The following is a 14,846-nucleotide window of genomic DNA, read 5'->3' as shown; positions in this document are numbered from 1 at the left end:
GCCGTTCTTGCGGACCTCCGACAGCCGGCGCGACAGCCGGTGCGCCAGGGTGATCGGCAGCGGCATCAGCTCGGGCGTGTCGTCGCACGCGTAGCCGAACATCAGGCCCTGGTCGCCCGCGCCCTGCTTGTCCAGGTGGTCGTCATCGCCCTCGACCCGGGCCTCGTACGCCGTGTCCACGCCCTGCGCGATGTCGGGCGACTGCGAGCCGATCGAGACCGAGACGCCGCAGGACGCGCCGTCGAAGCCCTTCTTGGAGCTGTCGTAGCCGATCTCCAGGATCTTCTCCCGGACCAGCTGCGCGATCGGGACGTACGCCTTGGTGGTGACCTCACCGGCGATGTGCACCAGGCCGGTGGTGATCAGCGTCTCCACGGCGACGCGCGAGGTGGGGTCCTCCTTGAGGAGGGCGTCCAGGATGGTGTCGCTGATCTGGTCAGCGATCTTGTCGGGGTGTCCCTCGGTGACCGACTCCGAGGTGAACAGGCGGCGAGACACAGCGCTCCCTGGGGTTGCAGCGGCTGCTGACTGAACGACCACGGCGCGGTGCGCACCGGCCGTGGCCATCCGGAAAGACTTGATTCCTGGAGTGTAACGGTCAGGCCCCTCGGACGGGCCACCTGCCCGCGCAATCGGGCGTACAAGCAGTGCGGATCACAGCGCGTCGGCCACTCGCAACCGGGTGACGACCTGGTCCCAGACGGTGTCCGCGAGCGCCTCCTTGGGGCCGTGCGGGACCGGCACCTCGGCCCCGTCGGCGGCCAGCACGACGGCGGCGTTGGTGTCCAGCCCGAAGGCCAGGCCGTCGCCGACCTCGTTCACCACCAGCAGGTCGCAGCCCTTGCGGGCGAGCTTGGCCCGGCCGTGGGCGAGCACGTCGTCGGTCTCGGCGGCGAAGCCGACCACCAGCTGGCCGGGGCGGGCCCGGTGCGCGGACAGCTCGGCGAGGATGTCGGGGTTGCGGACCAGGGCGACCGGGGCCGGCTCGACGCCGTCCACCTTCTTGATCTTCCCGGTGGCGTACTCGGCGGGCCGGAAGTCAGCCACCGCCGCCGCCATCACCACCACGTCGGCGTCCACCACGGCCTTCAGCGCCGCCTCGCGCAGCTGCAGCGCGGTGGACACCCGCACCACGTCGACGCCGGCCGGGTCCGGCAGCTCGGCGTTGGCCGACAGCAGGGTGACCCGGGCGCCGCGGGCCGCGGCGGTGGCGGCCAGCGCGTAGCCCTGCTTGCCGGAGGAGCGGTTGCCCAGGAAGCGCACCGGGTCCAGCGGCTCCCGGGTCCCGCCGGCCGAGACCACCACGTGGCGGCCGGCCAGGTCGCGCTCCTGGGCGCCCCGGGCCAGCACCCGGCGGCAGGCCTCGAAGATCGCGGACGGCTCGGGCAGCCGGCCCTTGCCGGTGTCCACGCCGGTGAGCCGGCCCACCGCGGGCTCCAGCACGATCGCGCCCCGGCGGCGCAGCGTGGCGACGTTCTCCTGGGTGGCGGGGTGCTCCCACATCTCGGTGTGCATGGCCGGGGCGAAGACCACCGGACAGCGGGCGGTGAGCAGGGTGTTGGTCAGCAGGTCGTCGGCGAGGCCGTGGGCGGCCTTGGCCATCAGGTCGGCGGTGGCCGGGGCCACCACCACCAGGTCGGCCTGCTGGCCGATCCGGACGTGCGGCACCTCGTGCACGCTGGCCCAGGTCTCGGTGGCGGCCGGGCGGCCCGACAGCGCGGCCCAGGTGGCCTCGCCGACGAAGTGCAGCGCGGCCGCGGTCGGCACCACGGTCACCCGGTGTCCCGACTCGGTGAGCCGTCGCAGCAGCTCACAGGCCTTGTACGCGGCGATGCCGCCGCTGACGCCGAGGACCACGCGCGGGGCGTGGGGCTGCTCCGGGCTCGCGTTCATGGGTGCTGCATCTCCTCCGGGTCGGGTCGACGTTCACCTTACGACCCTTCAGACGCCGGGCGCGACGTGGCCCGGAGCACACGGAAGGGCCCGCCCCACCTGGTCTTTCGACCGGCGGGACGGGCCCTCACCGAAGGGGTGCCGGAGCTCAGGCCGCCTCGATCGCCTCGGCGGTCAGCAGGCCGGCGTTGATCTCGCGGAGCGCGATCGACAGCGGCTTCTCGTGCACGTGGGTGTCGACCAGCGGGCCGACGTACTCCAGCAGGCCCTCGCCGAGCTGCGAGTAGTAGGCGTTGATCTGGCGCGCGCGCTTGGCCGCGTAGATCACCAGGCTGTACTTGGAGTCGGTGGCCTCGAGCAGCTCATCGATCGGCGGGTTGATGATGCCCTCAGGCGCGGTCATCGAAGAGGACACGCTAGAACCTTCCGAAGTGGATATCTCTGACAAGGACCGGCTGTACGAACCGATCCGGTCAGACTACACCGAGCAAGGCTAGCAGCTCGGAGGCGACCTGCTCGACGGAGGTGTTGACCAGCGTCGTGTCGAACTCCGGCTCCGCGGCCAGCTCCACCTTGGCGGCGTCCAGCCGCTGGTCGATCACGTGCTGCGGCTCGGTGCCCCGGCCGGTGAGCCGGCGGACCAGCTCGTCCCAGCTCGGCGGGGCCAGGAAGACCAGCTGCGCCTCGGGCATCGACTCGCGGACCTGGCGGGCGCCCTGGAGGTCGATCTCCAGCAGCACCGGCTCGCCGCGTTCGAGCTTCTGCAGGACGGCCTGCCGGGGGGTGCCGTAGCGGTTGCCCGCGAACACGGCCCACTCCAGCAGCTCGCCGTTGGCGACCAGCTTGTCGAACTCGTCGTTGTCGACGAAGTGGTACTGGACCCCGTCCTTCTCGCCGGGCCTCGGGTGGCGGGTCGTCGCCGACACCGAGAGCCAGACCTCGGGGTGCTGCTTCCTCATATGAGCGACGACCGTGCTCTTGCCGACCCCCGAAGGGCCGGAGAGCACGGTCAGCCGCGGACGCTCACTCATGCACCGATTATCCCGGATCGCGGACGATCCGGGGACCACGGGGTACGACTCGGGGTCCGGTCAGGACGCCGCGCCGCCGAACTCCCGCTCCAGGGAGGCGATCTGGTTGGTGCCGAGACCACGGACACGGCGGCTCTCGGAGATGCCGAGCCGCTCCATGATCTGCTTGGCGCGCACCTTGCCGACGCCCGGCAGGCTCTCCAGCAGGGCGGAGACCTTCATCTTGCCGATGACCTCGTCATCGGCCTTGCCCGCCTTGATGACGTCGTGCAGCGAGGCGCCGGAGTGCTTGAGCCGGTTCTTGACGTCGGCACGCTTCCGACGAGCCTCGGCGGCCTTGGCCAGCGCGGCGGCGCGCTGTTCAGGAGTAAGGGGCGGAAGAGCCACGCCGTTCACCTCAGGTGTGAATGGAAGGGAGGAGCTATGACTGGTGGTGCCCGGCCACCGGAGGCAGACCCCTGGTTAAGGGCTCTGACCTGCGAGAGCGACGGAAATCCGCCGCCGTTCGACGACCTACCGCCGGACACTACCCAACTTGGGCTTCCACGTCAGGAAAAGAACACGAAAAGTCCTGGTCAGCCAGGGCCGACCCAGGACTTTCCGGGCAAATCCACCGCGTTGCGGCCGGTATTCTCAGGCGTTTGTGACTGCGCTCACATCCTCGACGAAGCGCGCGGCGGCCTCCCGCAGCGCCGTCACCGACGGTCCGTGCTTCAGCACGTCACGGCTCACGCTGGGCACCACGTTGCCGACCTCGGCCCCGAAGACCCGCGGCAGGTCCTTGGCGGTGGCCCCCTGCGCGCCCACCCCGGGGGCCAGCAGCGGGCCGTTGATCGCGAGGTCCGCGCCGGCCTCGGCGAGGGTCGCGCCGACCACCGCGCCGAAGGAGCCGAGCGGCTCGGCGCCGGCGTTCTCGGCCGCCAGCCGGTTCAGCACGCCCTGGGCGACGCTGACGCCGTCGGCGCCGACGGCCCGCTGCACCTCGGCCCCCTCGGGGTTGGAGGTGAGCGCGAGCGCGAACAGCCCGGCGCCGTTGGCCCGGGCCAGGTCCACCGCCGGCTGCAGCGAGCCGAAGCCCAGGTAGGGGCTGACCGTCAGCGCGTCGGAGAACAGCGGACTGCCCGCGGCGAGGAAGGTCTCGGCGTACGCGGCCATGGTGGAGCCGATGTCGCCGCGCTTGGCGTCCATCACCACCAGCGCACCGGCCGCGCGGGCCTCGGCCACCGTGCGCTCCAGCACCGCGATGCCGCGGCTGCCGAACCGCTCGAAGAACGCGGCCTGCGGCTTGAGCACGGCGACCCGGTCGGCCAGCGCCTCGACCACGGTGCGGGAGAAGGTCTCCAGGCCCGCCACGTCGTCGGCCAGGCCCCAGGCCGTCAGCAGGGCGGAGTGCGGGTCGATGCCCACGCACAGCTGGCCGCGGGTGTCGAGGGCCGTACGGAGGCGGGCGCCGAAGGGGGCGAGGGTCACGGGGATCCTTCCGGTCGGGGGGTGGTCCGGTGGGCGAGGCCCACCACGTCGGTGAACTTGGCGAAACCGCGGGCCGCCAGCTCGGCGCGCAGCTCGTCGAGGATGCGCAGCGGGGCGGCCGGGTCGTGGAACAGCGTGGTGCCGACCGCGACGCCGCCCGCGCCGGCCAGCGCGAACTCCAGGGCGTCCCGGCCGCTGCGCAGGCCGCCCATGCCGATGATCGGCACCTGCGGGATGCGGCCGGCCAGCATGGCGGCGTGGACCTGGTGGACGCAGCGCACCGCGATCGGGCGCACCGCGGGCCCGGACAGGCCGCCGGTGCCGCTCGCCAGGGCGGGGCGCAGCGTGTCCAGGTCGATGGCCAGGCCCTGGGTGGTGTTGATCATCGAGAGGCCGTCGGCGCCGGCCTGGACGCAGGCGGCGGCGATCTCGGTGATCGAGGTGACGTCCGGCGAGAGCTTGGCGTACACCGGCAGGTCCGCGTCGGCCACCCGGCGGACCGCGCGGACCACGTCGTACGAGGTGGCCGGGTTCCCGGCGAACACCAGGCCGCGGGCGGCGGCGTTCGGGCAGCAGAGGTTGACCTCGATGCCGATCACGCCGGGCCGGCCGTTGAGCCGGGCGGCCACCTCGGCGTACTCCTCCAGCCGGTCGCCCGCGATCGAGACCAGCACCCGGGCGCCGCGTTCGGCCAGCCACGGCAGCTCGGTGCGGACGAAGGCGTCGATCCCGGCGCCCTGCAGGCCGATCGCGTTGAGCAGCCCGGAGGGGGTCTCGGCGGTCCGCGGGGTGGCGGCGCCGGCCCGGGGCCGGGCGGTGATGGTCTTGGTGGTGACGGAGCCCAGCCCGTCCAGCGGGACGAACCTGGCCAGCTCCCGCCCGTACCCGGCGCAGCCGGAGGCGGTGGTCAGCGGGTTCGGCAGGGTGAGCGGGCCGAACGGGACGGTGAGGTCGACGTCCTGGGGGTTCACCGGGCCGCCACCTCCGCCGCGGGTGCGCCCTCCAGGTCCGGCGGTACCGAGCCGAGCTCCGACCAGCGCACCCGGGCGCCGTCGAACACCGGGCCGTCGGTGCAGCAGCGGGTGAAACGGCTGACGCCGTCGGCGCCGACCACCGGCAGGACGCAGCCCATGCAGATCCCGGTGCCGCAGGCCATCGGGGTCTCGACCGCCGTCCAGCAGCGCACCCCGAGCTCCTGGGCGATCCGGGCGGTCGCGGCGGCCCGGGCGGCGGGGCCCGCGGTGTACACCACCCGGGCGTCGATCGCCGCGACGGCCTGCGCGAGCGGTCCGGTGACCCGGCCGGGCAGGCCGGCCGAGCCGTCCGCGGTGACCACCAGGACGTCCTGGGTCAGCGCCCTGGCCCGGTCGACGCCGTACAGCCGGTCGGCGCCGGCGGCGCCCAGGATGAAGCCGACCTGGCCGCCGGCCCGGCGGATCTCCGCGGCGAGGGTGAGCAGCGCCGCGGCGCCGTACTCCTCGGCCACCAGCAGGGCGCTGACCGGGCCCTCGGGCAGCGGGAAGGGGGTGCCGAGCGGGGCGATCAGGGCGAGCCGGTCGCCCGCCTCGGCGCGGCGCAGTTCGCGGGTGCCGGCCCCGTGGTCGGCGAGCACCAGCTCGATGGTCCCGGCGGCCGGGTCGGCGCGGTCGATGTAGAAGGCCCGCCGGAGCAGCAGCGCGGATCCGGGGCCGCCGACCGCGAGGGTGGCGAAGTGGCCCGGTGCGACCCGGGGGGCCGCCTCGGGCACCCGGAGCACCAGGCGGCGGTACGCCCCCTCGGCGGTGCTGGCGAGCACCTCGGCATCGCTCTGGACGGGGTTGGCCATCTCGCTCCACCTCTCGGCCGGCCGTTGTGACGGTGTGAACTCTCCCAAACCCGTCCGGACCCTGTCACTGCGCCCGGACGCGCGTACACCCCTGCGCCGCGCCCCCTCAGGCGTCCGGCTTGGCGGTGCCGACCGCCTCGGCGATGGTGCGGTACCCGCTCACCCGCAGCCGGTCGGCCAGGCCGCGGTGCATCCGCCGCATCCAGAACGGCCCCTGGTAGATGAAGGCGCTGTAGCCCTGGACCAGGTCGGCGCCGTGCAGGATCCGCTGCCAGGCGTCCTCGGCGGTCTCGATGCCGCCGACCGAGATCAGCACCAGCCGGCCCTCGGTGCGGGCCCGCAGGCGCTGCAGCACCTCCAGCGAGCGGGCCTTCAGCGGGGCGCCGGACAGGCCGCCCATACCGATCTCCTCGATCCGGTCGGCGCTCTCGCGCAGGCCGTCCCGGCCGATCGTGGTGTTGGTGGCGATGATGCCGTCGAGGCCCAGCTGCAGGGCCATGTCGGCGATCTCGTCGATGTCCTCGTCGGCCAGGTCGGGCGCGATCTTGACCAGCAGCGGTACGTGGTGCGCGGTGGCGGCGTCGGCGGCCTTGCGGACGTCCCACAGCAGCGGGCCGAGCACCTGGACGGCCTGCAGGTTGCGCAGCCCGGGGGTGTTCGGGGAGCTGACGTTGACCACCAGGTAGTCGGCGTACGGGGCGAGCCGCTCGGTGGACTTCAGGTAGTCGGCGGTGGCGTCGGCCTCCTCGACCACCTTGGTCTTGCCGATGTTGACGCCGATCACCGGGGTGGAGCTGGTGTGCGGGCGCGCGGCGAGGCGGGCGGCGACCCGGGCGGAGCCCTGGTTGTTGAAGCCCATCCGGTTGATCAGCGCCCGGTCCTCGACCAGGCGGAACAGCCGGGGCGCCGGGTTGCCGGGCTGCGGCTCGCCGGTGACGGTGCCGATCTCCACGAAGTCGAAGCCCAGCATCGACAGGCCGTCGATGCCGATGCCGTCCTTGTCGAAGCCGGCGCCGAGGCCGAACGGGCCCGGGAGGTCCAGGCCGAGCGCGGTGGTGCGCAGCGAGGCGTGGCGGGGTGCCAGCACCAGCCGGACCAGCTGCCGCAGACCGGGGACCGAGGCGGCCAGCCGGATCCAGAAGAAGGCGAGGTGGTGGGCCTTCTCCGGGTCCATCTTCCGGAAGACGAGGTTGAACAGGGTCTTGTACACGGGCAGGCCTTCCTGAACGGACATGGGAAGTGGGGGGCACCCGGTCCCGGTGCCCCCCACTAGGGTCGTGCTACTTGCGTCCGGCGTTGATCAGCGCCGCGTGCTCCTGGAGCGACATCACCCCGACCTCGCCGCGGGTCAGCGCGTCGATGCCCTGGACGGCGGCGCCCATCGCCTGCACGGTGGTCAGGCAGGGCACGCCGCGGGAGACGGCGGCGGTGCGGATCTCGTAGCCGTCCAGGCGCCCGCCGGTGCCGTACGGCGTGTTGATGATGAGGTCGACCTCGCCGTCGTGGATCAGCTGGACGATGGTCCGCTCGCCGGTCTCGCTCTCGCCCTCGCTGTGCTTGCGCACGATGGTGGACGGGATGCCGCCGCGCTGGAGCACCTCGGCGGTGCCGGCGGTGGCGAGCACCTCGAAGCCGAGCTCGACCAGGGCGCGGGCCGGGAAGACCAGGTTGCGCTTGTCGCGGTTGGCGACCGAGACGAAGACCTTGCCCTTGGTGGGCAGCGCGCCGTACGCGCCGGCCTGGGCCTTGGCGTACGAGGTGCCGAACACCTTGTCGATGCCCATGACCTCGCCGGTGGAGCGCATCTCCGGGCCGAGCACGGTGTCCACGCCGCGGCCGTGGATGTCGCGGAAGCGGCTCCACGGCATCACGGCCTCCTTGACCGAGATCGGGCAGTCGGCGGGCAGGGTGCCGCCGTCGCCCTCGGCCGGGAGCAGGCCCTCGGCGCGCAGCTCGGCGATGGTGGCGCCGAGCGAGATCCGGGCGGCGGCCTTGGCCAGCGGCACGGCGGTCGCCTTGGAGGTGAACGGCACGGTCCGGGAGGCGCGCGGGTTGGCCTCCAGGACGTAGAGGATGTCGCCGGAGAGCGCGAACTGGATGTTGATCAGGCCGCGCACCCCGACGCCGCGGGCGATGGCCTCGGTGGAGGTCCGCAGCCGCTTGATGTCGTAGCCGCCGAGGGTGATCGGGGGCAGTGCGCAGGCGGAGTCGCCGGAGTGGATGCCGGCCTCCTCGATGTGCTCCATGACGCCGCCGAGGTAGAGCTCGGTGCCGTCGTAGAGCGCGTCGACGTCGATCTCGACGGCGTCGTCGAGGAAGCGGTCGATCAGCACCGGGTGCTCGGAGATCAGGCCGGCGTGGCGCTCCAGGTAGGAGGCGAGCGAGGCCTCGTCGTAGACGATCTCCATGCCGCGGCCGCCGAGCACGTAGGACGGGCGGGCGAGCACCGGGTAGCCGATCTCGTCGGCGATCGCCTTGGCCTCCTCGAAGGAGAAGGCGGTGCCGTGCTTGGGGGCCGGCAGGCCGGCGTCGCGCAGTACGCGGCCGAAGGCGCCGCGCTCCTCGGCGAGGTCGATCGCCTCGGGCTGGGTGCCGACGATCGGCACGCCGTTGTCCTTGAGCGCCTGGGCCAGGCCCAGCGGGGTCTGGCCGCCGAGCTGGACGATCACGCCCGCCAGCGGTCCGGCCTGCCGCTCGGCGTGGACGATCTCCAGCACGTCCTCCAGGGTGAGCGGCTCGAAGTAGAGCCGGTCGGAGGTGTCGTAGTCGGTGGAGACGGTCTCCGGGTTGCAGTTGACCATGACGGTCTCGTACCCGGCCTCGGCCAGCGCGAAGGAGGCGTGCACGCAGGAGTAGTCGAACTCGATGCCCTGGCCGATCCGGTTCGGGCCGGAGCCCAGGATGATCACGGCGGGCTTGGTGCGGGTGGCGACCTCGCTCTCCTCGTCGTAGGACGAGTAGAAGTACGGGGTCCTGGCGGCGAACTCGGCGGCGCAGGTGTCCACGGTCTTGAAGACCGGGCGGATGCCGAGCGCGTGCCGCACCTCGCGGACCACGTCCGGCTTGAGGCCGCGGATCTCGCCGATCTGCTGGTCGGAGAAGCCGTGCCGCTTGGCGTGGCGCAGCAGCTCGGGGTGGAGCTTGTCGGCCTCGGCGAGCTCGGCGGCGATCTCGTCGAGCAGGAAGAGCTGGTCGACGAACCAGGGGTCGATCCGGGTGGCGTCGAACACCTCCTCCTGGGTGGCGCCGGCCCGGATGGCCTGCATCACGGTGTTGATCCGGCCGTCGGTCGGGACCTGGGACTTGACCAGCAGTTCGGCCTTGTCGCCCACCTCGCCGGACCAGCTGAACTGCGAGCCCTTCTTCTCCAGCGAGCGCAGCGCCTTCTGCAGCGCCTCGGTGAAGTTGCGGCCCATCGCCATGGCCTCGCCGACCGACTTCATGGTGGTGGTCAGCGTGGCGTCGGCGCTCGGGAACTTCTCGAACGCGAACCGCGGGACCTTGACCACGACGTAGTCGAGGGTCGGCTCGAAGGAGGCCGGGGTCTGCTCGGTGATGTCGTTGGGGATCTCGTCGAGCGTGTAGCCGACGGCCAGCTTGGCGGCGATCTTGGCGATCGGGAAGCCGGTGGCCTTGGAGGCGAGCGCGGAGGAGCGCGAGACCCGCGGGTTCATCTCGATGACGATGACCCGGCCGTCGTCGGGGTTGACGGCGAACTGGATGTTGCAGCCGCCGGTGTCGACGCCCACCTCGCGGATCACCGCGATGCCGATGTCGCGCAGGATCTGGTACTCGCGGTCGGTGAGCGTCATCGCCGGGGCGACGGTGATCGAGTCACCGGTGTGCACGCCCATCGGGTCGAAGTTCTCGATGGAGCAGACCACCACGACGTTGTCGTGCTTGTCGCGCATCAGCTCCAGCTCGTACTCCTTCCAGCCGAGGATGGACTCCTCCAGGAGCACCTCGGTGGTCGGCGAGAGGGTCAGGCCCTGGCCGGCGATCCGACGCAGGTCCTCCTCGTTGTGCGCGAAGCCGGAGCCGGCGCCGCCCATGGTGAACGAGGGGCGGACCACGACCGGGTAGCCGCCGAGGGTGTCGACGCCGGCGAGGACGTCCTCCATCGAGTGGCAGATCACCGAGCGGGCGGACTCGCCGTAACCGATCTTGGCGTTGACGGCCTCGACCACGCCCTTGAACAGCTCGCGGTCCTCGCCCTTGTTGATCGCCTCGACGTCGGCGCCGATCAGCTCGACGTTGTACTTGTCGAGGGTGCCCGCCTGGTGCAGCGAGATCGCGGTGTTGAGCGCGGTCTGGCCGCCCAGCGTCGGCAGCAGCGCGTCGGGGCGCTCCTTGGCGATGATCTTCTCGACGAAGTCCGGGGTGATCGGCTCGACGTAGGTGGCGTCGGCGATCTCCGGGTCGGTCATGATGGTGGCCGGGTTGGAGTTGACCAGGATCACCCGCAGGCCCTCGGCCTTGAGCACCCGGCAGGCCTGGGTGCCGGAGTAGTCGAACTCCGCCGCCTGGCCGATCACGATCGGGCCGGACCCGATGACCAGGACGGACTTGATGTCGGTGCGCTTCGGCACGGTCAGCTCCCTGTGGTGGTGCGGGCCGGGGCACCGGCCATCAGGTCGACAAAGCGGTCGAAGAGGTACGCGGCGTCGTGCGGGCCGGCCGCGGCCTCCGGGTGGTACTGGACGCTGAACGCCGGGGTGTCCAGGCACTGCAGACCCTCGACCACGTCGTCGTTGAGGCAGACGTGGGAGACCTCGGCGCGGCCGTACGGGGTGTCGCTCACCTTGTCCAGGGGCGCCTGGACGGCGAAGCCGTGGTTGTGCGCGGTGACCTCGACCTTGCCGGTGGTGCGGTCCTGGACCGGCTGGTTGATGCCGCGGTGGCCGTACTTCAGCTTGTAGGTGCCGAAGCCGAGGGCCCGGCCGAGGATCTGGTTGCCGAAGCAGATGCCGAACAGCGGGGTCCGGCGCGCCAGCACGCCCTGCATGACCTCGACCTGGTGGTCGGCGGTGGCCGGGTCGCCCGGGCCGTTGGAGAAGAACACGCCGTCGGGCTCGACCGCGTAGACGTCCTCGAGGGTGGAGCCGGCCGGCAGCACGTGCACCTCGATGCCGCGCTCGGCCATCAGCTGCGGGGTCATCGCCTTGATGCCGAGGTCGATCGCGGCGACGGTGAAGCGCTTGGTGCCGACCGCCGGCACGATGTACGGCTCGGTGGTGGCGACCTCGGCGCAGAGGTCGGCGCCCTTCATCTCGGGGGCCTGGTTGACCCGGGCCAGCAGCGCGGACTCCTCCGCCAGCGCGGGGCCGGAGAAGATGCCGACCCGCATCGCCCCGCGCTCGCGCAGGTGGCGGGTGAGCGCCCGGGTGTCGATGCCGGAGATGCCGACCACGCCCTGGGCGGCGAGCTCCTCGTCCAGCGAGCGCCGCGAGCGCCAGTTGGAGGGGACCCGGGAGGGGTCGCGCACGACGTAGCCGGCCACCCAGATCTGCTTCGACTCCGGGTCCTCGTCGTTGACGCCGGTGTTGCCGATGTGCGGCGCGGTCATCACGACCACCTGGCGGTGGTACGAGGGGTCGGTCAGGGTCTCCTGGTAGCCGGACATGCCGGTGTTGAAGACGGCCTCGCCGAAGGTCTCGCCGACGGCGCCGTAGGCCTGGCCGCGGAAGGTCCGGCCGTCCTCCAGGACGAGCACGGCGGGCACGCGCTCCCGCCTCAAGCGCTGAGTGGTGGGGGCAGGTGCGGTCATGATGCGGTGCCTTCCGTCTGCTTGGTACGGGGGGAGAGTTCGAGGGTGGCGGCGACCCAGTCGGCGTGCTGCTCGGGCCGGTCCAGCCGGAAGCCGGACTCCAGTTCGGCCTCGCCCAGGCGCCAGCCGACCACCAGCAGGCCGGCGGGGACGACCTTGCCGGCGATGCCGGAGTCCTGGCGGGCGCCGGTGAGTGCCTCGGCCGGGATCCACAGGTCGGCCTCGCCCGGGCGGCGGACCAGCAGGCCCTGCCCGGTCAGGGTGAGCTCGGCCAGGCTGCGGTTGCCGAGGCCGTGGGCGACCACCCGGTCCAGCCAGTTCCCGGCGGTGGTGGTGCCGTGGTAGCGGCCGGCGGCGCTGCGGACGGCCTCGCCCGGCTCGGCCGGGACGGCGGGCAGCGCGGACAGGTCCGACTGCAGGGTGCGGCGCCAGTTCCAGCCCTGTCGCATCAGCCAGTAGACCAGCGCGATGACGATCACCAGGCCGACCGTCCAGCCGATGTAGCCGGGCCAGTTGGTGACCTTGGCCTGGCCCTCGGCGGCGAGCCGCGCGGCGGCGGAGGCGGTCACTTGAGCCCGCCCTGCTCGGCCAGCTCGCCGGCCAGCACGGTGGCGGTGCCGCGCAGGAAGGTGGCGTGCACCCGCCCGGGGAGGTCGAGACCGCGGTAGGGGGTGTTGCGGCTGCGCGTCGCAAAGCTGTCGGGATCCACGAGCCCACGGTACGCGGGATCGAAGAGCACCAGGTTGGCCGGTTCACCGACCGAGACGGGCCTTCCGTGGCCGGTCAGACGGCCGATCCGGGCCGGGCGGTGGGACATCCGGTCGGCCACGCCCTCCCAGTTCAGCAGGCCGGTGTCGACCATGGTCTGCTGCACCACCGAGAGCGCGGTCTCCAGGCCGACCATGCCCATCGCGGCGACCGCCCACTCGCAGTCCTTGTCCTCCGCGGGGTGCGGCGCGTGGTCGGTGGCGACGGCGTCGATGGTGCCGTCGGCCAGCGCGGCGCGCAGCGCCTCCACGTCGGCGGCGGTGCGCAGCGGCGGGTTGACCTTGTAGACCGGGTCGTAGCTGCGGACCAGTTCGTCGGTGAGCAGCAGGTGGTGCGGGGTGACCTCGGCGGTGACGTCCCAGCCCTTGGCCTTGGCCCAGCGGACGATCTCCACCGAGCCGGCCGTGGACAGGTGGCAGACGTGCAGCCGGGAGCCGACGTGCGCGGCGAGCAGCACGTCGCGGGCGATGATCGCCTCCTCGGCGACGGCCGGCCAGCCGCCGAGGCCGAGCTCGCCGGAGACCTGGCCCTCGTTCATCTGGGCGCCCTCGGTGAGCCGGGGCTCCTGGGCGTGCTGGGCGACGACGCCGTCGAAGGCCTTCACGTACTCCAGCGCGCGGCGCATGATCACCGCGTCGTCGACGCACTTGCCGTCGTCGGAGAAGACCCGCACGCCCGCGGCGGAGTCGTGCATGGCACCGAGCTCGGCGAGCTTCTTGCCCTCCAGGCCGACCGTGACGGCGCCGACCGGCTGCACGTCGCAGTAGCCGGACTCCTGGCCGAGCCGCCAGACCTGCTCGACCACGCCGGCGGTGTCGGCGACCGGGAAGGTGTTGGCCATCGCGTGGACGGCGGTGTAGCCGCCCTTGGCCGCCGCCTGGGTGCCGGTGAGCACCGTCTCGGCGTCCTCGCGGCCGGGCTCGCGCAGGTGGGTGTGCAGGTCGACCAGGCCGGGCAGGGCGATCAGCCCGTGGCCGTCGATGTCGATGTCGGCCTCGGCGGTCAGGCCGGTGCCGATCTCCCGGAACACGCCGTCGGCGATGAGGATGTCCTGGGGCGCACCGCCGAGGATCTGGACGTTGCGGATCAGGTAGCTCGTCACTTGGCGGCCTCCGGGGAGTCGGTACGGGGTGCGTCGGCGGGGGCGTCGGCGAAGACCGCCCCGCCGAGCAGGAGGTAGAGCACGGCCATCCGGACGGAGACGCCGTTGGCGACCTGCTCGACCGCGGTGCAGCGCGGGGAGTCGGCGACCTCGGCGGTGATCTCCATGCCGCGGACCATCGGGCCGGGGTGCATCACGATGGCGTGCTCGGGCAGCTGGGCCATCCGGATGCCGTTCATGCCGTAGCGGCGGGAGTACTCGCGCTCGGTGGGGAAGAACGCGGCGTTCATCCGCTCCCGCTGGACCCGCAGCATCATCAGTGCGTCGGTCTTGGGCAGTACCGCGTCGAGGTCGTAGCTGACCTGGCAGGGCCAGTTCTCGATGCCGATCGGCAGCAGGGTCGGCGGGGCGACGAAGGTGACCTCGGCGCCGAGCGTGGTCAGCAGGTGGACGTTGGAGCGGGCGACCCGGCTGTGCAGGACGTCGCCGACGACGGTGACCCGGCGGCCGGCCAGGTCGTGCCCGGTGCCCGGGTTGAGGTGGCGGCGGATGGTGAAGGCGTCGAGCAGCGCCTGGGTGGGGTGCTCGTGGGTGCCGTCACCGGCGTTGATCACGCTGCCGTGCAGCCAGTCGGAGCCGGCCAGCCGGGCCGGCGCGCCGGAGGCGTGGTGGCGGATGACGACGGCGTCGGCGCCCATCGCCTGCAGGGTGAGTGCGGTGTCCTTGAGGCTCTCGCCCTTGGAGACCGAGGAGCCCTTGGCGGAGAAGTTGATGACGTCGGCGGACAGCCGCTTCTCGGCGACCTCGAAGGAGGTCTTGGTGCGGGTGGAGTCCTCGAAGAAGAGGTTGACGACGGTCCGCCCGCGCAGCGTGGGCAGCTTCTTGACGGAGCGTCCGGAGAGGTGGGCCAGCTCCTCGGCGGTGTCCAGGATGAGCAGGGCGTCGTCGCGGCTGAGGTCTGCGGTGGAGACGAGATGGCGCTTCACGCGG

The 14,846-nt window shown here is 72.4% G+C and carries 14 protein-coding genes; all 14 read right to left on the bottom strand.

Annotated elements, in window-relative coordinates:
• Window positions 1-498, bottom strand: a 498-nt coding sequence (locus AC2TEW_RS15425; protein WP_484623884.1) for an S-adenosylmethionine synthetase N-terminal domain-containing protein, incomplete at its 3' end; no start/stop codon positions are given.
• 156 nt (window positions 499-654) lie between these two features.
• Window positions 655-1,893 carry a bifunctional phosphopantothenoylcysteine decarboxylase/phosphopantothenate--cysteine ligase CoaBC gene (gene coaBC / locus AC2TEW_RS15420; protein WP_484623883.1) on the bottom strand — a complete coding sequence of 413 codons (1,239 nt, stop codon included), beginning with the start codon at window positions 1,891-1,893 and terminating at the stop codon, window positions 655-657.
• Window positions 1,894-2,041: 148 nt separating this feature from the next.
• Entirely contained in the window at window positions 2,042-2,308 is a 267-nt protein-coding gene (rpoZ, locus tag AC2TEW_RS15415) for a DNA-directed RNA polymerase subunit omega (RefSeq protein ID WP_033819200.1), read from the bottom strand.
• Window positions 2,309-2,366: 58 nt separating this feature from the next.
• Window positions 2,367-2,924 (bottom strand): guanylate kinase, encoded by a 558-nt coding sequence (gene gmk / locus AC2TEW_RS15410; RefSeq protein ID WP_063794310.1) that lies wholly within the window; start codon window positions 2,922-2,924, stop codon window positions 2,367-2,369.
• Between the two features lie 60 nt (window positions 2,925-2,984).
• Window positions 2,985-3,311 (bottom strand): integration host factor, actinobacterial type, encoded by a 327-nt coding sequence (gene mihF, locus AC2TEW_RS15405; protein WP_033819202.1) that lies wholly within the window; start codon window positions 3,309-3,311, stop codon window positions 2,985-2,987.
• A gap of 246 nt (window positions 3,312-3,557) precedes the next feature.
• Window positions 3,558-4,394 carry an orotidine-5'-phosphate decarboxylase gene (gene pyrF, locus AC2TEW_RS15400; RefSeq protein ID WP_484623882.1) on the bottom strand — a complete coding sequence of 279 codons (837 nt, stop codon included), beginning with the start codon at window positions 4,392-4,394 and terminating at the stop codon, window positions 3,558-3,560.
• A complete protein-coding gene (locus AC2TEW_RS15395) occupies window positions 4,391-5,365 on the bottom strand; it encodes a dihydroorotate dehydrogenase (RefSeq protein ID WP_484623881.1) in 975 nt (324 codons plus the stop codon). The genes pyrF and AC2TEW_RS15395 overlap by 4 nt, the downstream gene beginning before the upstream one ends.
• Complete coding sequence (locus AC2TEW_RS15390) at window positions 5,362-6,219, bottom strand: iron-sulfur cluster-binding protein (RefSeq protein WP_484623880.1); 858 nt, start codon at window positions 6,217-6,219, stop codon at window positions 5,362-5,364. Before AC2TEW_RS15390 ends, AC2TEW_RS15395 begins: the two co-directional genes overlap by 4 nt.
• A 106-nt stretch (window positions 6,220-6,325) precedes the next feature.
• Window positions 6,326-7,429 carry a quinone-dependent dihydroorotate dehydrogenase gene (locus AC2TEW_RS15385; protein ID WP_484623895.1) on the bottom strand — a complete coding sequence of 368 codons (1,104 nt, stop codon included), beginning with the start codon at window positions 7,427-7,429 and terminating at the stop codon, window positions 6,326-6,328.
• Window positions 7,430-7,499: 70 nt separating this feature from the next.
• Entirely contained in the window at window positions 7,500-10,808 is a 3,309-nt protein-coding gene (gene carB / locus AC2TEW_RS15380; RefSeq protein WP_484623879.1) for a carbamoyl-phosphate synthase large subunit, read from the bottom strand.
• Between the two features lie 2 nt (window positions 10,809-10,810).
• Window positions 10,811-11,986, bottom strand: a complete 1,176-nt coding sequence (carA, locus tag AC2TEW_RS15375; protein WP_484623878.1) for a glutamine-hydrolyzing carbamoyl-phosphate synthase small subunit — start codon at window positions 11,984-11,986, stop codon at window positions 10,811-10,813.
• The gene (locus tag AC2TEW_RS15370) at window positions 11,983-12,555 is read right to left on the bottom strand and encodes a PH-like domain-containing protein (protein WP_484623877.1); all 573 of its coding nucleotides are present in this window, start codon (window positions 12,553-12,555) and stop codon (window positions 11,983-11,985) included. Before AC2TEW_RS15370 ends, carA begins: the two co-directional genes overlap by 4 nt.
• Window positions 12,552-13,856, bottom strand: coding sequence for a dihydroorotase (locus tag AC2TEW_RS15365; protein WP_033819209.1), 1,305 nt, complete (start codon window positions 13,854-13,856; stop codon window positions 12,552-12,554). The genes AC2TEW_RS15370 and AC2TEW_RS15365 overlap by 4 nt, the downstream gene beginning before the upstream one ends.
• On the bottom strand, window positions 13,853-14,842 hold the full coding sequence (locus AC2TEW_RS15360; RefSeq protein WP_484623876.1) for an aspartate carbamoyltransferase catalytic subunit: 990 nt from the start codon (window positions 14,840-14,842) through the stop codon (window positions 13,853-13,855). Before AC2TEW_RS15360 ends, AC2TEW_RS15365 begins: the two co-directional genes overlap by 4 nt.
• Window positions 14,843-14,846 lie beyond the last annotated feature (4 nt).

The organism is Kitasatospora sp. NEAU-CNBT7, from assembly GCF_057220535.1.
The sequence above is the reverse complement of the archived record's forward strand: the minus strand, read 5'-3'. Positions and strand labels throughout refer to the sequence as shown.

Bases quoted from the DNA above. Each gene is read 5' to 3' on its own strand.
- carA (WP_484623878.1), bottom strand. From the start codon at position 11,986: ATGACCGCACCTGCCCCCACCACTCAGCGCTTGAGGCGGGAGCGCGTG.
- coaBC (WP_484623883.1), bottom strand. From the start codon at position 1,893: ATGAACGCGAGCCCGGAGCAGCCCCACGCCCCGCGCGTGGTCCTCGGC.
- AC2TEW_RS15390 (WP_484623880.1), bottom strand. From the start codon at position 6,219: ATGGCCAACCCCGTCCAGAGCGATGCCGAGGTGCTCGCCAGCACCGCC.
- gmk (WP_063794310.1), bottom strand. From the start codon at position 2,924: ATGAGTGAGCGTCCGCGGCTGACCGTGCTCTCCGGCCCTTCGGGGGTC.